Source organism: Burkholderia pseudomultivorans (assembly GCF_001718415.1).
Classification (GTDB): domain Bacteria; phylum Pseudomonadota; class Gammaproteobacteria; order Burkholderiales; family Burkholderiaceae; genus Burkholderia; species Burkholderia pseudomultivorans_A.
In genome coordinates this window covers 892,265-910,586 of the sequence record NZ_CP013377.1, presented here as the reverse complement: position 1 = coordinate 910,586, position 18,322 = coordinate 892,265, and the positions used below count along the sequence as shown (strand labels likewise).

Annotated in this window: 17 protein-coding genes; 6 read left to right on the top strand and 11 right to left on the bottom strand. The window is 67.1% G+C overall.

Translation table 11 applies throughout. The features are described from left to right. Positions 1-6 precede the first annotated feature (6 nt). Positions 7-351 (top strand): DUF3088 domain-containing protein, encoded by a 345-nt coding sequence (locus tag WS57_RS03810; protein WP_009687850.1) that lies wholly within the window; start codon positions 7-9, stop codon positions 349-351. Between the two features lie 94 nt (positions 352-445). Here the strand turns inward: WS57_RS03810 and WS57_RS03805 are convergent, their stop codons facing one another. After that, entirely contained in the window at positions 446-1,333 is an 888-nt protein-coding gene (locus WS57_RS03805; RefSeq protein ID WP_009687851.1) for a DMT family transporter, read from the bottom strand. Positions 1,334-1,461: 128 nt separating this feature from the next. Between WS57_RS03805 and WS57_RS03800 the strand changes: the two genes are divergently transcribed. Then, positions 1,462-2,973 carry a PLP-dependent aminotransferase family protein gene (locus WS57_RS03800; protein WP_069243770.1) on the top strand — a complete coding sequence of 504 codons (1,512 nt, stop codon included), beginning with the start codon at positions 1,462-1,464 and terminating at the stop codon, positions 2,971-2,973. Here WS57_RS03800 and WS57_RS03795 read toward each other — a convergent pair. The 5 genes from WS57_RS03795 to WS57_RS03775 form a co-directional block, all read right to left on the bottom strand. Continuing rightward, entirely contained in the window at positions 2,895-4,325 is a 1,431-nt protein-coding gene (locus WS57_RS03795) for a purine-cytosine permease family protein (RefSeq protein WP_069243769.1), read from the bottom strand. The two genes, WS57_RS03800 and WS57_RS03795, sit on opposite strands and share 79 nt — an antisense overlap. A 169-nt stretch (positions 4,326-4,494) precedes the next feature. Next, positions 4,495-5,427 carry an electron transfer flavoprotein subunit alpha/FixB family protein gene (locus WS57_RS03790; protein ID WP_069243768.1) on the bottom strand — a complete coding sequence of 311 codons (933 nt, stop codon included), beginning with the start codon at positions 5,425-5,427 and terminating at the stop codon, positions 4,495-4,497. A gap of 15 nt (positions 5,428-5,442) precedes the next feature. After that, positions 5,443-6,192 (bottom strand): electron transfer flavoprotein subunit beta/FixA family protein, encoded by a 750-nt coding sequence (locus WS57_RS03785; protein ID WP_040126907.1) that lies wholly within the window; start codon positions 6,190-6,192, stop codon positions 5,443-5,445. A 36-nt stretch (positions 6,193-6,228) separates the two neighbouring features. Further along, positions 6,229-7,368 carry an acyl-CoA dehydrogenase family protein gene (locus tag WS57_RS03780; RefSeq protein WP_009688594.1) on the bottom strand — a complete coding sequence of 380 codons (1,140 nt, stop codon included), beginning with the start codon at positions 7,366-7,368 and terminating at the stop codon, positions 6,229-6,231. Next, positions 7,361-8,611: a CaiB/BaiF CoA transferase family protein gene (locus WS57_RS03775; protein WP_059601515.1), complete on the bottom strand. Its 1,251-nt coding sequence runs from the start codon at positions 8,609-8,611 to the stop codon at positions 7,361-7,363. The genes WS57_RS03780 and WS57_RS03775 overlap by 8 nt, the downstream gene beginning before the upstream one ends. A gap of 119 nt (positions 8,612-8,730) precedes the next feature. Between WS57_RS03775 and WS57_RS03770 the strand changes: the two genes are divergently transcribed. Then, positions 8,731-9,663: a LysR family transcriptional regulator gene (locus WS57_RS03770; RefSeq protein ID WP_059518792.1), complete on the top strand. Its 933-nt coding sequence runs from the start codon at positions 8,731-8,733 to the stop codon at positions 9,661-9,663. A gap of 45 nt (positions 9,664-9,708) precedes the next feature. Here WS57_RS03770 and WS57_RS03765 read toward each other — a convergent pair whose 3' ends face one another. After that, complete coding sequence (locus tag WS57_RS03765; protein ID WP_059518794.1) at positions 9,709-11,142, bottom strand: nicotinate phosphoribosyltransferase; 1,434 nt, start codon at positions 11,140-11,142, stop codon at positions 9,709-9,711. Positions 11,143-11,216: 74 nt separating this feature from the next. Beyond that, complete coding sequence (locus WS57_RS03760; RefSeq protein ID WP_009688589.1) at positions 11,217-12,257, bottom strand: bifunctional nicotinamide-nucleotide adenylyltransferase/Nudix hydroxylase; 1,041 nt, start codon at positions 12,255-12,257, stop codon at positions 11,217-11,219. 182 nt (positions 12,258-12,439) lie between these two features. Here WS57_RS03760 and WS57_RS03755 point away from each other — a divergent pair, with 182 nt between their 5' ends. The 3 genes from WS57_RS03755 to WS57_RS03745 all read left to right on the top strand — a co-directional run bounded on the left by WS57_RS03755 (position 12,440) and on the right by WS57_RS03745 (position 14,217). Further along, a complete protein-coding gene (locus tag WS57_RS03755; protein WP_069243767.1) occupies positions 12,440-12,892 on the top strand; it encodes a type II toxin-antitoxin system RatA family toxin in 453 nt (150 codons plus the stop codon). 133 nt (positions 12,893-13,025) lie between these two features. Further along, positions 13,026-13,778, top strand: a complete 753-nt coding sequence (locus WS57_RS03750) for an N-acetylmuramoyl-L-alanine amidase family protein (protein WP_069243766.1) — start codon at positions 13,026-13,028, stop codon at positions 13,776-13,778. A 49-nt stretch (positions 13,779-13,827) separates the two neighbouring features. Next, a complete protein-coding gene (locus WS57_RS03745) occupies positions 13,828-14,217 on the top strand; it encodes a lysozyme inhibitor LprI family protein (RefSeq protein ID WP_009688586.1) in 390 nt (129 codons plus the stop codon). Positions 14,218-14,361: 144 nt separating this feature from the next. On the opposite strand, the gene WS57_RS03740 is transcribed toward WS57_RS03745, so the two are convergent. From WS57_RS03740 to WS57_RS03730, 3 genes are all read right to left on the bottom strand, one after another. Beyond that, the gene (locus tag WS57_RS03740) at positions 14,362-15,708 is read right to left on the bottom strand and encodes a glutamine synthetase family protein (protein WP_009688585.1); all 1,347 of its coding nucleotides are present in this window, start codon (positions 15,706-15,708) and stop codon (positions 14,362-14,364) included. Positions 15,709-15,855: 147 nt separating this feature from the next. Continuing rightward, entirely contained in the window at positions 15,856-16,413 is a 558-nt protein-coding gene (locus tag WS57_RS03735; protein WP_009688584.1) for a helix-turn-helix domain-containing protein, read from the bottom strand. Positions 16,414-16,430: 17 nt separating this feature from the next. After that, entirely contained in the window at positions 16,431-17,720 is a 1,290-nt protein-coding gene (locus WS57_RS03730) for an NAD(P)/FAD-dependent oxidoreductase (protein ID WP_069243765.1), read from the bottom strand. Positions 17,721-18,322: the final 602 nt, after the last annotated feature.

Sequence of the window (18,322 nt, the reverse complement as noted above, 5' to 3'; positions counted from 1 at the left end):
ACATATATGAAAGACACCCTGTTCATCCTGCGCCCGGGCTTTTTCAAGGACAGCGACGGTCCGTTCTACTGCGGCGATTCGGTTGCCGTCGAAGGGCTGCTGAGTTTCTATCCGCAACTGCGCGACGCAGTCGACGTCGAGTATGTCGATGCCCCGCGGCCGCGCCAGCTGATCGTCGCGCTGATCGGCGCGGACAACCAGTCGGCGCCGGTCCTGGTGCTCGGCCGCGACCGGACACCCGCCGACGACACGATCGCGACGCGCGAGCACAACGGCCGGCGCTTCATCGACTCGCCGGCCGACATCCGAAGATATCTGTCGTCGCAATATGGCGTTGCGCACGTCGCATAAACGCGTTATGCCCGCTGCCTGACGCACGCAGCAACGCGTGCCGTGGATCGCTCGATCCATGGCACGCGTCGAACCGCACGCGCGTACGTGTGCGTCACCCCGCGCGCCGCATCGGCACCGCCTTCGAAAAATACTTTGCGCCCGCCACGCACCCGACGACGACGACCGTCACGATCACCATCGAACCCGGCACGGCTTCATGCAGCAGTCCGGCCGCGAGCAGCAGCCCGAAGAACGGCTGCAGCAGCTGCAACTGGCCGACGCCCGCGATCCCGCCGAGCGCGAGCCCGCGATACCAGAACACGAAGCCAATCAGCATGCTGAACAGCGACACGTACGCGAGCCCCCACAACGCGCTCGCATCGACGCCGTCGAACGACGCAGGCCGCGTGATCCACGCGAGCGGCAGCATCAGCGGCAGCGACAGCACGAGCGCCCACGAGATCACCTGCCAGCCGCCGAGGTCGCGCGACAGGCGCGCCCCTTCCGCATAGCCGAGCCCGCACGCGACGATCGCGGCCAGCATCAGCGCATCGCCGAGTACCGACGCGTGAGCGCCGTTGCGCAGCGCGAATAGCGCAACCGCGCCGCTGCCGACCAGCGAAAACACCCAGAACGGCGCGCGCGGACGCTCGCCGCCGCGCCACACGCCGAACAGCGCGGTCGCCAGCGGCAGCAGCCCGACGAACACGATCGCATGCGCGGACGTCACGTGCCGCAGCGCGAGCGCGGTCAGCAGCGGAAAGCCGACCACGACGCCCAGCGCGACGATCAGCAGCGAGACGGCTTCGCTGCGCGTCGGCCGCTTCTGCTTCAGCATCGCGAGCAGCAGCAGACCGAGCGCGCCGGCGATCGTCGCGCGCGCGAACGTGAGGAACAGCGGGTCGAGGCCCTGCACCGCGACCCGCGTCGCAGGCAGCGAGCCGCTGAAAATGATGACGCCCAGCAGGCCGCTGAGCCATCCGTCGGTCGTCTTTTGCACGGGAAATCCTGAACGGGTAATAGGTGGATGACCGATGATCCGCCGCCCGCCAAAAGCGCGTAAGCTACACCCCAATACAATTTCGACAAACTGTACTGGACCAACGACCGTACAGTTCATCGCTCGCCATGGCCCGTTCCGCCCCTACCCCGACTCCGCCCGCCGCGTCGCGCACGCGCGTGGAAACCGTGATGGACACGCTGCGCGCGCGGATCGCGAGCCGCGCGCTGATGCCCGGCGCGCGCGTCTCGTCGATCCGGATGATGGCCGATGCGCTGCATGTGTCGAAGTCGACGGTCGTCGACGCGTACGAACGGCTCGCGAGCGAAGGCGTGCTGGTCGCGCGGCGCGGATCGGGCTTCTACGTGTCCGGGCACGCACCGCCGCTCGCGCTCGCGGATCTCGGCCCGCGCCTCGATCGCGAACTCGATCCGCTGTGGCTCACGCGCCAGTCGCTCGAATCGGCGCCGACCGCCGTCAAGCCCGGCTGCGGCTGGCTGCCCGCGTCGTGGCTGCCCGACGAGAGCCTGCGCCGCGCGCTGCGCGCCGCATCGCGCGACGAGCCCGACGCACTCACCGACTACGCGACGCCGTCCGGCCTGCCCGCGCTGCGCCAGCAACTCGCATGGCGGCTCGCGCAGCACGGCGTCCATGCCGAGCCTGCGCAGATCATGCTGACCGACAGCGGCACGCAGGCACTCGACCTCGTGTGCCGCCTGCTGCTGGAGCCGGGCGACACGGTGGTGCTCGACGATCCGTGCTACTTCAACTTCCACGCGCTGCTGCGCGCGCATCGTGCGCGGATCGTCAGCGTCCCGTACACGCCGAACGGGCCCGATCTCGCGCGCTTCGAACAGACGCTCGTCGAGCATCGACCGCGCCTTTACATCACCAACGCGGCGCTGCACAACCCGACCGGCGCGACGCTCGCGCCGCCCGTCGCGCATCGGCTGCTGACGCTCGCGGCCGAGCACGGACTGCTGATCGTCGAGGACGACATCTTCGCGGATTTCGAAACCACGCCTGCGCCGCGGCTCGCGGCCTTCGACGGGCTGTCGCGCGTCGTGTCGATCGGCAGCTTCTCGAAGACGCTGTCGGCCGCCATCCGCTGCGGTTATGTCGCCGCGCGCCCCGAGTGGATCGACGCACTCGTCGACCTGAAGCTCGCGACGTCGTTCGGCCATGCGCAGATCGGCGCAAGCGTCGTGCATCGGCTGCTCGTCGACGGCACCTACCGGCGCCATCTCGACAGCCTGCGCGCGCGCCTCGCGGACGCGATGGGCGAAACGATCCGGCGGCTCGCACGCGCGGGGCTCGCAATCTGGACCGAGCCGCGCGGCGGGCTGTTCGTGTGGGCGGAACTGCCGGATGGGCTCGACGCCGCGCGCGTCGCGCGGCATGCGCTCGACCACGATGTCGTGCTCGCGCCCGGCAACGTGTTCAGCGCGTCGCGCGGCGCGACGTCGTACCTGCGCTTCAACGTGTCGCGCTGCAAGGGGCCGGCCGTGTTCGATGCGCTGGCACGCGCGATGGATGCGACGCGCGGGCCAGGTGCGTCAGGTCAATCGACGTCGGCGGCCGATTCGGGCAGGATCGGCCGGTCGGGCACGCTGGCCTGTGATCCGCGCGATACGGCGTAGTACAGCAGGGCCGGCACGATCAGGCCGACGATCCACGACACATCCACGCCGCCCAATGCATCGACCCACGCCCCGGTGTAGAAGCCGGTCGCGACGAACGGCATCTGCACGAGCACGCCGAGCGCATACACGACGATACCGGCGACGTTCCAGCGGCCGTAGCGGCCGTCGGGTTCGAACAGCGCCGGCACGTCGTAGCGTTCGCGCGTCACGCAGTAGTAGTCGACCAGGTTGATCGCGCTCCACGGCGTGAAGAACACGAGCAGGAACAGCAGGAACGACGAGAACGCCTTCAGGAAATCGTGCTGTCCGGCGAGTGCGATGCTGCTCGACGCGGCCACGGTCAGCAGCACGAACGCGATGCGCGTGCGCGGCGAGATTTCGCGTCGGCCGCCGAAGCCGGTCAGGATCGCCGCAACCGACATCACGCTGCCGTACGCGTTGAGCGTCGTGATCGTCAGCTTGCCCAGCGCGATCGTCAGATAGAGCACCGCGGCGATCGCGCCCGTCGCGCCGAGGCCGACGATGAACGACACCTCGTGGCCGGAGAAGCGGTCGCCGGCCAGCGCGGCAGCCAGCACGCCGAACGTCATCGACACCTGCGCACCGATCACCGTGCCGCAGAACACCGCCGCGAAGGTCTTGCCGGGCGGCGTCGATCGCGGCAGGTAGCGCGAATAGTCGGCGACATACGGCCCGTATGCGATCTGCCACGACGCGGACAGCGATACTGCGAGCAGGAACGATGCAACGGTGAAATGGCGATTCGCGAGCAGTACGCCGAACGCGTGCCCGTGCAGCAGGCTCGCGAACAGGTACAGGAATGCGAGCGAACCGACGATGCTCGACACGCGGCCCATCGCATGGATCGTCCGGTAGCCGAGGCCGGTGAGCAACACGACGAGCGCCGAGAAGATCAGGATCGCGGCCGGCCGGCCGACGTCCAGCAGCTCGGCGATCGCCTGCCCGGCCAGCACGGTCCCGCCCGCCGAGAAGCCGACATACATCACGCAGACGAGCGCGAGCGGTACGATCGCGCCGTACACGCCGAACTGCACGCGACTCGAGATCATCTGCGGCAACCCGAGCTGCGGACCCTGCGCACCGTGCAGCGCCATCACCGCGCCGCCGAGCAACTGCCCCGCCAGCAGGCCGATCAACGACCAGAATACGTCGCCGCCCAGCACGACCGCGAGCGCGCCGACGACGACCGCCGTGACCTGCAGGTTCGCGCCGAACCACAGGGTGAATTGACTGAAGAGACTGCCGTGGCGCTCGGCTTCGGGAATATAGTCGATCGAGCGGCGCTCGATCAGCGACGGATTGGCGACGGATGAAGCGGTACGTTCCATGCTCGGCTCCTGACCGGTGGAAAACTGCGCTTGAGGTTCGCTCGGTGCTCGTGCCGCGCCACCGGCGATTCGTCGTCGGCGCAGACGCTGCCCCTCGCGTGGTTCGCGCGTCGGCCGCAACGATGCAGCCGCGCGCGCAGGATCGACCGATCCTGAACGGGTGTGGAAATCAGAGCGACGCGGTCAGCGCCGGGACCATCTCGTGCAGATCGCCGACCAGACCATAGTCGGCCACGCTGAAGATCGGTGCTTCGGGATCCTTGTTGATCGCGACGATCACCTTCGAATCCTTCATGCCGGCCAGGTGCTGGATCGCACCTGAGATGCCGACCGCGATGTACAGCTGCGGTGCGACGATCTTGCCGGTCTGGCCGACCTGGTAGTCGTTCGGCACGTAGCCCGCGTCCACTGCCGCGCGCGAAGCACCGAGTGCGGCCGACAGCTTGTCCGCCAGCGGCTCCAGCACCTTCGTGTAGTTCTCGCCGCTGCCCAGGCCACGACCGCCCGAGACGATGGTGCTCGCCGAGGTCAGTTCCGGACGATCCAGCTTCGTCACTTCACGGCTCACGAACTGCGACTTGCCTGCATCTGCCGCCGCTTCGATCTTCTCGACCGGCGCGCTGCCGCCTTCAGCCGCAACCGGATCGAAACCCGTCGCACGCACCGTGATCACCTTGATCGGATCGCTCGACTGCACCGTCGCGATCGCGTTGCCGGCGTAGATCGGGCGCTCGAACGTGTCGGCCGAATCGACCGCCGTGATGTCCGAGATCTGCGCGACGTCGAGCTTCGCGGCGATACGCGGTGCGATGTTCTTGCCGTACGCAGTCGCCGGCGCGAGGATGTGCGAATAGTCCTTCGCGATGTTCAGCGCGGTCGCTTCGACGTTTTCCGCGAGGCCCGCTTCGAGCTGCGGCGCATCGGCCAGCAGCACCTTCGCCACGCCGGCGATCTTCGCGGCCGCATCGGCTGCGCCCTGCGCGTTGTGACCGGCGACCAGCACGTGAATGTCGCCGCCGATCTTCTGCGCCGCTGCCACCGTGTTCAGCGTCGCGGCCTTGATCGACGCGTTGTCGTGTTCTGCAATTACCAGAATCGTCATTTCTATCCGCTCCCTTTACAGCACCTTGGCTTCGGTCTTCAGCTTCTCGACCAGCGTCTTCACGTCCGGCACCTTCACGCCGGCTGCGCGCTTCGGCGGCTCGGCCACCTTCAGCGTCTTCAGACGCGGCGCGACGTCCACGCCGAGGTCTTCGGGCTTCACCGTTTCCAGCGGCTTCTTCTTCGCCTTCATGATGTTCGGCAGCGTCACGTAGCGCGGCTCGTTCAGGCGCAAATCCGTGGTGACGACTGCGGGCAGTTGAAGCGACAGCGTTTCCGCGCCGCCGTCCACTTCGCGTGCAACCGTCGCCTTGCCGTCGGCAATCGTCACCTTCGAGGCGAACGTCGCCTGCGGCAGCCCTGCCAGCGCGGCGAGCATCTGACCGGTCTGGTTCGAATCGTCGTCGATCGCCTGCTTGCCGAGGATCACGAGCTGCGGCTGCTCCTTGTCGACCAGCGCCTTCAGTATCTTCGCCACAGCCAGCGGCTCGACGCCGTCGTTCGACTCGACGAGGATCGCGCGATCCGCGCCGATCGCCAGCGCCGTGCGCAGCGTTTCCTGCGCTTGCGCCACACCGACCGACACGGCCACCACTTCGGTCGCGACGCCTGCTTCCTTCAGGCGCACCGCTTCTTCAACAGCGATCTCGTCGAACGGGTTCATCGACATCTTCACGTTCGCGATATCGACGCCCGTGTTGTCCGACTTCACGCGGACCTTCACGTTGTAATCGACCACTCTTTTCACTGGCACCAGAATCTTCACCATTCGTCTCCTCGCCTTGTCTCGTTTCGTTCGCCGTCACGCCAGCATCGTGCGTGCGATCACCGTGCGCTGGATCTCCGACGAGCCTTCGTAGATCCGCAGGATCCGCGCATCGCGCACGAGGCGCTCGATCCGCATTTCGCGCGTGAAGCCATACCCGCCGTGGACCTGCAAGGCGGCGTCGGTCACGAACGCGACCATTTCCGACGCATACAGCTTCGCCATCGACGCCAGGTCGGTGAACGGCTCGCCGGCCGCACGCCGTGCGGCGGCCTGCAACGTGAGCAGCCATGCGGCTTCGAGCTGCGTCTTCATGTCGGCGAATCGCCACTGCAGGCCCTGCTTGTTCGCCAGCGGCTCGCCGCCGACGTGGCGCTGCTTCGCCCAGTCGATCGCATCGCCGAGCGCCGCTTCGGCGATCCCGAGGCTCGTCGCCGCGACATCGAGGCGGCTGTTGTCGAGCACCTTCATTGCGGTGCGAAAGCCGCTGCCCTCTTCGCCGAGCCGGTTCGACGCCGGCACCACGCAATCGAACGCGACTTCGTGGGCAGGCGCGCCGTGAATGCCCATCAGTTTCTCCGGCGCGGACACCGACACGCCCGGCGTGTCGCGATCGACGACGAATGCGCTGATCCCGCGTGTGCCGAGTTCCGGCGCGGTTTTCGCATAGACGACGATGAATTGCGCAGCATCCGCGTTCGAAATGAAATGCTTGACGCCGTGAATGCGATAGCCGTCGCCGTCGCGCACCGCCTGCGTGGTCATGCCGGCCGGGTTCGAGCCGGCCTGCGGTTCGGTCAGCGCGAATGCGCCGAGCTTCGCACCGGTCGCCGCGTCCGACAGATAGCGCGCACGCAATGCGTCGTCGCCGCCGATCAGCACCGAGTCGGTCGCCAGATAGTGCGCGCCGATCATCGACGACGTCGCCGCGCAGGCCTGCGCGATCTCGGCCAGCGCGAGGATGATCGCGGCCGGCGATGCGCCGGTGCCGCCCCATCGTTCCGGCAGGTTCATCCCCATCACCCCGAGTTCGGCGAGTGCCGGCACGTAGCGCGTCGTCGACGTTTCGTCGCGATCGACCTGCGCCGCATGCGGCGCAAGTTCGGCTCGTGCAAAGCGACGGATCGCATCGGCAATTTCGAGGTCGGCATCGCCGACGCCCAGTCGTTTAAGCATCGTTCATCTCCTGGTGGGTGTTGGTCCGGCGCGACGTCGCGGCAGGCGTGTGGATCGCGCCGGCCTGCGCCAGCGCGGCGATCGCGGCCTCATCGAGGCCTAGCACGCGTTCGAGCACTGCGCGCGTGTGTTCGCCGAGTTGCGGCGCGCGTGTCGTGCGCGTGTCGGGATAGGCGGAAAACTTCAGCGGCTGCGCAGGCAACCGGATCGTCGAACCGTCGGCTGCGGCCGTCTCGACGAGCACGCGCCGCACGCGCGCGTGGTCGCTCTCGAGCGCCTGCTGCACGCTGCGGATCGGCGCGACCGGAATGCCCGCCGCACCGAGTTCCTCATTGACGTCCGCGACCGAGCGCGTGGCGGCCCACTGCTCGATGCACACGCGCAACGCAGCCTCATGCGCGCAGCGCGACGCATCGGATGCGAAACGCGGATCGTCGATCAGCGCCGGATGACCGATCGTCTCGGCCAGCAGGCCGAACAGCTTGTTGTTGAGCACGGCAACGACGAAGTGCCCGTCGACCGCGCGATACGCGCCGAACGGCGCGGAAGTCGGATGGCGATTGCCGACGCGCGGCTGCGCGACGCCGGTGGTCGCATAGCGCGCGACCAGCGCCGCGGTCAGGTTCAGCGTCGCGTCGAACATCGACACGTCGACATGCGTGCCGGCGCCGGTGCGATCGCGCGCGACGAGCGCGGCCAGCACGCCCCATGACGCGAAGATCCCGCTGATCACGTCGGATACCGAATCGCCGACCAGCGTCGGCTCGCCGTCCGGTGCGCCGGTCGCATCCATCAGTCCGCACATCGCCTGCAGGATGATGTCGTACGCGGGCCGGCGCGATTCCGGCCCGGTCTGCCCAAACCCCGACACGCTCGCGTAGATCAGCCGCGGATGGCGCGCCGACAGCGCCGCATAGCCGATTCCGAGCCGCTCGGCGACGCCGGGCCGGAAATTCTCGACGACGACATCGGCCTGCGCGCACAGCGCTTGCGCGAGCGCCTGCCCGTCGTCGGTCTTCAGGTCGATCACGACGCTGCGCTTGTTGCGGTTCATTGCGCCGAACAGTCCGCTCTCGCCGTTCGCGAACGGCCCGATCGCACGATAGTCGTCGCCCGCCGGCGGCTCGATCTTGATCACCTCGGCGCCGAGGTCGCCGAGCAGCGCCGAACACAACGGCCCCGCCAGTACCCGGGAAAAATCGATCACGCGTATGCCGTCGAGCGGCAGCCTGGACACAGTCACGGCATCTTTCTCCTGAAGGTCGGGCCAAGTTGGCCGATGCGGTGATTCTGGTCGAGCGGGGCAATCAGATAAAATACTGGAATAAATTAACGCCTATAAGTTTTTCGTATGGGTTCGACATGGCGCTATCGCTGAGACTGTTACGCTATTTCGTCGCGGCCGCCGAAGCCGGCAGCACGACCGCGGCCGCAACCCGGCTCAACGTGTCGCAGCCGTCGATTTCGGTGGCGATCCGCGAGCTCGAGGCGCTGTTCGACGATCCGCTGTTCACGCGCGGCGCCGGCACGCGGATGACGCTTACCCATTTCGGCGAACGCAAGCTTGCCGAAGCGCGCCAGTTGCTCGCGTCGGCGTCCGCGTTCGCGACCGACGACGTCGGCGACGAACCGGGCGGCGTCGTGCAGATCGGCGTGTTCAGCACCATCGCACCCGTGTATCTGCCGCGCGTGCTGGAACTCGCGCAACAGCGCCATCCGCGGCTCGCGATCCGGTTCATCGAAGGTGATCTCGCCCAGCTCGACGTCGCCCTGCACAAGCAGCAGATCGATTTCGCGCTGATGTATGACGTGGGCCTGCCCGAAGATATCGAACGCGAATGTCTGGCCGAATTGCGGCCGTACGCGCTCGTGCCGGCGAATTCCGCGCTCGCGAAGCGCAAGCGCGCGATTTCGCTGCGCGATCTCGCGGCACAGCCGTTCATCCTGATCGACCTGCCGCACAGCCGCGATTTTCTGATGGCGCCGTTCTGGCAGTGCGGGCTGTCGCCGAACGTCCGCTATCGGGCTGTATCGATCGAACTCGTGCGTGCGATGGTCGCGAGCGGGCTCGGCGTGTCGCTGCTGATCACGCAAAGCCCGGCCGTCACGCGCTCGCCGCTCGTCGTCGAATGTCCGATCCGTGAATCGACGGTGATCCAGCCGCTGGTGATCGCGCGGCTCGCGCGCGCCGCACGCACGCGCGCATCGGAAATCGCGGCGGCCTGCGTGCGCGACGCGGTCGCCGAAGCGATGCGCACGCGCATTCGATCGGTCGGGCGTCAAGCTGTATCTTGACGTCCGACGCAGCACAAAGCGCCATCGCGCACCCCGTAGCCCGGCTTATGCTTCGCCCGCGTGCGCCCTCGCCCGCACCTCGGCGAACGATGCGTCGACCAGCAGCCGTCCCGTATCGAACACCGTTTCGAGCGCCTCGGCCCACTCGCCTTCCACCGCGCGATCGTCCCATGCGACGGGCAGCGTCGCAGTCCGGTACTCGCCGGTGCGGCGATGACGCAGCAACGTGAGCCGCCCTTTCTTCGAGCGCTTGCCCTGGTCGGTGACCGGATCCTTGCACACGTCGTGCCACACGCCGCCACGCCGGATCGCCGAGCACTTCATCGCGAAACGCTGCGTGTCGCGATTGACTTGCTGCAAGAGCGCGCCGCCCATCCCGAACACGACGTTGCCGGCCGCATAGCCCGCATCATCGAGCGCGGACAGAATCGCGCCGATCGACTGCTCGTCGACCCCGTCGCCCTGGATCACGCGCACGTGATTCAGCACGCGCCGCCCCTTGCCGTTCAACGTCGATCCGAACGACGCATCGAGCGCGCGCACCGTCTGCAGCACGATCGACACCGGTTCGCCCGAATCGGGTCGCACGACCAGCGTCGCCCCCGAGTCGATCACCGCCTGGCGCAGCTCGCCGCCCCACATGTCGAGCGCGGCAAACAAATCGTAGGAATCCGACACGACCGACACGATCGCACCCGGCAGGCCGAACCGCGCGATCATGTTCCGGTACGCATCGACCTCGGCTTCGCGCCCCCACGACGTGATCGTGCTGTGCTCGGCGGCCGGCACCGAATAAGCGGCCATCGGTTCGCGATAGAAGCGGTTCGCGGCCAGCACGCCCAGCACCGTATCCGAACCCATGAAGCTGACCAGGTGCGCGGCCCCGCCGATCGCGGCCGACTCCGCGCTCGACACGCCGCGCGCGCCGAAATCGTGCAGCTTGAACGGCAGTTGCGCGAGATCGTCGTCGGTCTTTTCGAGGAAGCGGCGGATCGTCTGCCGCAGGTGCCAGCTCTGCGTCGCGACCGTCACCGGATACCACACGCGCAGCAGCATCGTCTCGAGATACGACGCGAGCCAGAACACGGCGGGATCGTCGCATTCGACGGTCATCAGCACGTTGTGCACCGGCACGATCGAGCCTTCGGGCACCGCGCGGATCTTCACGGGCAGCCAGCCGTCGTAACGCTCGACGATGTAGCGCCAGCCCGCCTCGTTGAACGGCTCGCCGTGCACCGCGAAGAAGTCGCGCGCCTCGTCGACCATCGCGTGCGTGACCGGCTTGCACAGATATTCCTTCAGCAGCATCTGCAGGCCGAAGAACAGCGTGCGGTCGTAGCGTCCGCCGCGCGATTCGACGTACGAGAACATCGCCGTCGCGTCGGGCGGATATTGCAGGAAGTGGGAAGCCTTGTACGAATCCGTGTTGAGAATCGGATTGGCGAGAACCGCGGCAAAGCCGCCGAGATCATTTTGCATGGCTAGAGCTCCTCTAGGCCGTTGGAATGCCGCCGCGTCTGTCGCGGCGGACGGGAATGCGGGGAATCAGCGGATCACAGCTTCCCCAGAAAGTGATACGCGATGTCGAAGTGATCCTCGAACATCACGTTGCGCATCTGCGCGAATTCGTTGAGCGGCACCCAGCGCGCCTTGTCGGCGTCGTCGCTGCCCTTCACGCGCGGCAGCTCACCGGTCGGGAAATTGAACAGGCACGCGTGCGTGATCGTGCGGCCGCGCAGCGAGCGCGTCGGATGATCGAACACCTGGCGATCCTTGATCGAGCCGCGCAGCACCGGTTCCGGCAGCTTCAGGCCGGTCTCCTCGCGCAGTTCGCGAATGCAGGCCGCATCGAGCCGCTCGTCCTGGTTCACGAACCCGCCCGGCAGCGCCCACAGGCCGCGGCCCGGTTCGCTGCGCCGGCGCACCAGCAGGATGTGGCCCGAGTGCACGACCACCGCATCGACGGTCACGAACGTGACCGGATAAGGCGCGGCGGCCCATGCCTTGCGATAGGCGGCGATGAACTCGGCCTCGGCCTTCAGCTGCGCGAACTCCGGCTGCGTGCGAAAGCGTTCGAGCCAGCCGAACACCGGCTCGGGCACGGCCCACTGCACGAAGCTGTTGGTGCGTTCGGCGAAATACTGGTCGCGGATCTCGGTCGCGGAAATGTCTTCGGTTGCATCGACGTCGACCAGTTCCCATTGCGGAAACATCCGCAGGTAATACGAGGTGGCGTCCTTCTCGTGGCCGATCAGCCCGACCTTGCGCTGCGCGACATCGCCAAGCGCGGACGCGACGGCATCCTGCACCCAGCGCACCCAGTCGCCGTCGTTGTATGTCGAATCCTGCACGGGCGCGATCGTCACGCGCTCGCGTTCGGCTGCGTCGAGCAGCGAAGCCAGCATCTGCCGGCGCTCGTCGAACGAAAACGGATCCTTGATGGTACGAGGCTTGTCGGTCGACCCGATCAGCACGCAGACGCGCTCGGCGCGGCTCAATGCCGATTTCAACACGTTCAGGTGACCACGATGCGGAGGCTGGAAACGACCGATGAAAACGAGCGCGTCGAAGCGCCGGTTCTGTTGCGTACTCATGAGGCTCCCTCAAGAGATGGAAACGCTTCGGGTCTGTCCCGAAGGCATGACGCGTATCGTAGGATTATTTTCGAGATGCGTCAATCGAGCGGCGATTCGACTTGACGAAGTCTGAAGAAGTATCCGGTACGGCCGCGTTACACTCGATTGCATCCACCACCCGCGCGAAGGCGCCCGCCATCATGAGGATCTCAGTCAGCCGGATCGTCGGCGTCGATCGCCGCCGCCTGTTCACGTGGTCGCAAGACTACGGGCGGCGGCTCGTGTGGGACAGCTTCCTCGCCGACGCGTACCTGCTCGACGGCACGGCCGCCGATGTCGGCGTCGATGCATTCTGTCGCAGCAACTCGGGCGCGACGATGGTGTCACGCTACATCTCGTACCGGCCGCCGCAGGTCGCGGCCGTCGAAATGGTCGACGGCCCGAAGGTGCTCGCGCGCTTCAGCGGCAGCTGGAACTTCACCGAGCGCGCGCCGGGCTCGACCGAAGTCAAGTTCACCTACCACTTTCGCGCGCGGCCCGGCTGGCTGCGCTGGCTGCTCGAACCGCTGATCGGCGCGTTCTACCTGATGCAGACGCGCCGGCGTCTCGACTCGTTCAAGCGCTGGGCCGAAGCCGAAGCGCCGCCGCGCTGACGGGCGAGGCGGCGCGATGCCGTCATTGCGCCGCAGCCGGCACCCGCTATAATCGCGCGACATTCCGACTGCGCAAGCAGGCCGACGATGCCGCGCCCTTCGACGCGGCTGTGTGCCCGCCTCGACAACAACAATGACGAACCGAACCCTCCGACGCCTTCGCCCGCTCGCGCGGGCCGCCGCGCACCTGCTGACCTGCGTGCCGCTGCTCGGCGCATCGCCGGCGCTGCACGCGGCGGATGCCGTGACGCCCGCTACCCCGCAGCGCTATATCGTCGTCGATACCGGACACACGCCGGCCCACCCCGGCGCGACAGGCGCGAGCGGACGCGTCGAGTACCTGTACAACCTCGACCTGTCCGCCGCGGTCGCCGAGAAACTCGCCGCGCACGGCGATCGCGTGCTGCGCACGTCGGCCGACGGCCGCGAGATCGCGCTCGACCAGCGTTCGACACAGGCGCCCGACGCGAACCTGTTCATATCGATCCATCACGATTCGATCCAGCAGCAGTTCATCGACGCGGGCCGGCAGCGCGAATTCCGCGGCTTCGCGGTGTTCGTGTCGGCGCGCAATCCGCACTATGCGGAAAGCCTGCGTTGCGCGAAGGCGATCGCCGAACGGCTGGTCGCGGCCGGCGAACGGCCGTCGCTGTATCACGCGCAGCCGATTCGCGGCGAGAATCGCCCGCTGGTCGATCCGCAACTCGGCATCCATCGCTTCGACGATCTCGTCGTGCTGCGCACCGCGCCGATTCCGGCCGTGCTCGTCGAAGCGGGCGTGATCGTCAATCCCGACGAGGAGGCGCGGCTCGCGCGGCGCGAAACGATCCAGCGCCTGTCCACCGCGATCGCGGGCGGGATCGACGCGTGCACGGCGTCGATGTGACGATGCCGCCATCGGCTTCAACGGTTTTCACCCAGTCAGGAGCATCACCATGAAGAAGAAGAATCTGCTCGCATCCTGCGCGCTGCTCGCGCTCGCCGTTCCGTTCGCCGCGCACGCGGCAGGCTGCGCGAAACCGCACAGCGCATTCGACCAGGTCTATTGCAGCAGCACGCAGTTTTCGCAGAGCGACCGCGAGCTCAACGACGAATACGGCCGCCTGCGCAAGCAACTGAGCGGCGATCAGCAGGCGGCGCTGAAGGCCGGCCAGCTTGCGTGGCTGAAGCAGCGCGACGCGCAGTGCAGCGAGACCCGCAACAACGGCTACCTCGTGGATCTCCAGTGCGCGACCGACATGACGCAGTCGCGGCTGTCGTTCCTGCGTGAGCGCGAACGCGAATGCGCGAGCACCGGCTGTGTCGCGTCGAAGCTCGGCGAGTAAGTTCGTCGCGCATGCCGTGCCGCGAGCTGTCGTCCGGCACGGCGCTTTATCTGCGCCACGGGCCGGCGATGCGACGAGCATCCGTTGAACTGCCCGTCGCAGGCCGCCCGTGCCGGCATCATGCCGGCCTCGTCGCGTCGCGACTCACAGAAACCACCGATACTCGCGCGCGCCGATCTCGTTGCGAAAATCCAGTTCCTCCTGCCGCTTGTTCTCGCAATAGACCATCACGAACTCGCTGCCGAGACCGTCGCGCACGGCGGCGTGATCCTGCATCGCCGCAACCGCCGACAGCATCTCCTTCGGGAAATCGATCCCGCTGCCGCGATCGTCGTTGAGCGGCGCGATCGGCTCGATGCGCGCCTCGAGCCCGTGCTCCATGCCGCTCAGGATCGCGGCGAGCACCAGATACGGATTCGCGTCGGCGCTCGCAAGACGATGCTCGATCCGCAGGTTGCGCGCGTCGGACTCCGGAATCCGGATGCACGCGTCGCGATCCTCGAAACCCCAGCTCGCGCGGCTCGCGGCATTCACCATCGATCCATAGCGCCGGAACGCGTTGTGGTTCGGCGCGAACACCGGCATGCAGTGCGGCAGCAGCGCGAGGCATCCGCCCACCGCGTGCCGCAGCGGCCGCTGCCCGTCCGCGGCGAGCAGGTTGCGCCCCGCATCGTCGTACAGGCTCACGTGCACGTGCATGCCGCTGCCCGGCGCATGCAGGTAGGGCTTGCCCATGAAGCTCGCGCGATAGCCGTGCCGCAGCGCGACGCCGCGCGTGCTGCGGCAGAACAGCGCCGACCAGTCGGCCGCGCGCAATCCGTCGTCGGTATGACCGAAGTTGATCTCGAACTGGCCGGGCCCGAGTTCCGCGGTGATCACCGTCGCATCGACACCCTGCTCGCACGCGGCCTCGACCATCTCGTGCAGCACGTCGGAAAAGCGCGACAGGCGCTCGATATGCATGTTCGGCTGGTCATCGCGGTCGTCGCTCAGGCGGTCGCGCGGATACTGCGGCATCCCGTCCGCAAGCTGCGCGGCGAACAGGTAGAACTCGAGCTCGAACGCGACGACCGGCCGGATGCCGCGCGCCGCGAACCGTCGCAGCACGCGCGCGAGCACTTCGCGCGGTTCGAACTCGATCGGCGCATCGGTGCCGTCTGAGCTGATCAGCATCTGCGCGAGCGGCTGCCGCTCCCAGCGCACCGGCTTCAGCGTGCCGGGAATCAGCCGGCGCGGCGCATCGGGGTCGCCGTCGTTGAAACAGTAGTCGCCGATCTTGTAGAGGCCGCCCTGCGTGCCGAGCAGCACGCAGTTCTGCGGCAGCTTCAGCAGCGAGCCCGCGGCGACCTTCTCGAGCGCATCGATCGGATAGCGCTTGCCGTAGAAGTGGCCGGGCAGGTCGAGGCAGATCAGGTCGACGTAACGGATCTCGGGGTGCGCCTGCCGGAATGCGCGGACTTCATCGATCAGCGCGGGAACGACGTCTGCCATGTCTCATCCTTTCCATTTGTATGACGGTGCCGCGCAGCGACACCGAAGTCGTGCGGCATGCACTGCGCCGCACGTCCCACCTCGATCAGTACTGCAGACTTCTGCTTCGAGACGGCGGCCGGTCCGGCCGCCCGAATTACGCGATGTTCAGGTGAATACCCAGATCACGCGCGCCGGCCGGTCGCCGAGGTTCGCATAGCGAAACCGCTTGTGCGCGGGAAGCTGGAAGGCGTCGTTCGGCCCGAGCGTGACGGGCGTGTCGTCGCCGTCGATCCAGATCGTCAGCTCGCCTTCGAGTACGAAGCCGCCCTGCTCGTCGCTGTCGTCGACCGGCCGCTCGCCGCTGCTCGCGCCCGGCGCGAGATGGCTCTCGAGGATCGAAAAGCGTGCGCGCATGTTCGGCGACACGAGGATGTCCGTAATGCCGGCCGCGTAATACACGGTGCGCCGCTCGTCGGGCCGCGTGACCCACGGCACGCTGCGCGGCTTGCTCAGGCTGTAGAAATACGTGGTCGGCACGCCGAGCGCCTCGCCGATCGCGGTGAGATCCGCGACGGTCGGGCGCGACAGGCCGCGCTCGACCTGCGACAGAAAGCCGACCGAGCGGCCGATCCGCTCCGCGAGGTCGTTGAGCGTGACCTTGCGATGCTTGCGCAGGTCGCGGATCAGGATCGCCAGACTTTCTATCTCTTCCTGTTCGTTCATGATGGTTTCCGGTGCGGTCAGACGGTATCGCGCAAACGGTACCAAACCTTGCCGAGCGCTTCCAGCGGCGCGGCGAGCCGGTCGCCGCCGGGAAAGCGCGGGTTGCGGATGCGCGCGTACTGCGCAAGCAGGCGATCGTCGCCGAGCACCGCGTCGGCGACCGCGCGCGCACCGGCCAGCGTCGGCAATACGCCATGCCCGGAAAATCCCTGCAGCCAGAAGCGCTGGCCGTGACGCCCGATGTCGGGCGTGCGGCGCATGCTGATGTCGATATGGCCGCCCCAGGCGAACTCGAGCTTCACGCCGCGCAACTGCGGAAATGCCCGTTCGAGCGGCCGGCGCGTCGCTTCCGCGATATCGGCCGGAATGCCGCCGAGATACGTGCAGCCGCCGCCGAACAACAGCCGGTTGTCGGGGCTCAGGCGGAAGTAGTCGGGTACGAACTGGTTGTCGATCACGCAGCTGTTCTGCGGCAGCAACGATCGCGCGAGGTCGGGCGCGAGCGGCACGGTCGCGACCTGGTAGGTGCCGACCGGCAGCATCCGGCGCGACAGTTCCGAATCGAGCCGGTCGACGTACGCATTGCACGCGAGCACCAGCACGTCCGCGCGCACCTCCCCGGTGGCCGTGCGCGCCACGTAGCCGCTGTCCGTCTCGCGATAGTCGAGCACGCGGCTCTGTTCGAAGATGCGGCCGCCTGCCTGCTCGATCGCCTGCGCGAGGCCGAGCGCGAGCTTCAAAGGGTTCAGGTGCCCGGCCTCCGGGTCGTACAGCGCCGCGAGATAGCGCGGGCTGCCGATCCATTCGGGCATCTCGTCGCGCCCGATCACGCGCAGCCGGTCGTAGCCCCAGCGCTCGGCCGCCTCGTCGCGCGCCTGCGCGAGCATCGCGACGCGGCGCGGCCGCACCGCCGCCCACAGGCTGCCAGGGCGGTAGTCGATGTCGAAACCGTGCCGCTGCGGCAGTTCGCGCACTTCGGCCGCGGCCCAGCGCATGCTGTCCCACAATGCACGCGCGCCGTCGCGGCCGAGCGCCGCCTCGATCGGCGGCATGTCGCACGACCAGCCGAGCAGCGCCTGTCCGCCGTTGCGGCCCGACGCGGCCCATGCGACGCGGCTCGCCTCGAGCACGACCACGCGCCTGCCCGCCAGCGCGAGACGCAGCGCCGTGTGCAGCCCGCTGAAGCCTGCGCCCACGACCAGCACGTCGGCGTCGAGGCGTTCGTCCAGTGCCGCCCGATGCGGAATCGGCGCCGGGTAGGTGCCGGCGTAGTAGCTTGCGACGTGACGGTCGGACTGCATGAACATGCGGGCTCCCGTGAAATTTTCGCCAATTAATTTCATGAAAAATTAGCACGGCAATTTCACGGATGCAAGTGAGGGGATGTGCGAGGGGTTGTCCCGGAGTCCGACGAACTAAAGTTGCGCTCTTTTCAGGCGGTTTTGGTGCGATTTAACATTTCGCACTATTGGAGCAACTTGGGCTGTCAAACTCGACCGCGCAAGAAAAGCTAGATTGGCGGCGCACCGTCCTGGCTATGCGGTTGGCGCAAGTAATCAGATCAAGGCACGATTCACACGCCGTTGCGGCGGCTATGTGCGATGCGATAAGTCTAAGTACCGAGAGGCGACAGCAGTAAAGAATACGACGGACGCTGGCACAGCGGTCGAAAATCAAGGTCCATTCGTCATACCGCCGTTGGAACTAAAGTTACGCGCTTCCTGCTCGAAAGGAACTAAAATTGCACCAATTCTGCGTGCGGCGGCAGGCACAAGCCTCAAATTCGCTCGCTTCCCTGCTAGACCCGCCCTTCCTGACATTAAGGCAGGAACGCTCCGGATAACGCGTGCTACCGTGGAAGGTCACATACGGCCCTTGGCGACGGTATTTTCCGCAAAACTACAGCCTG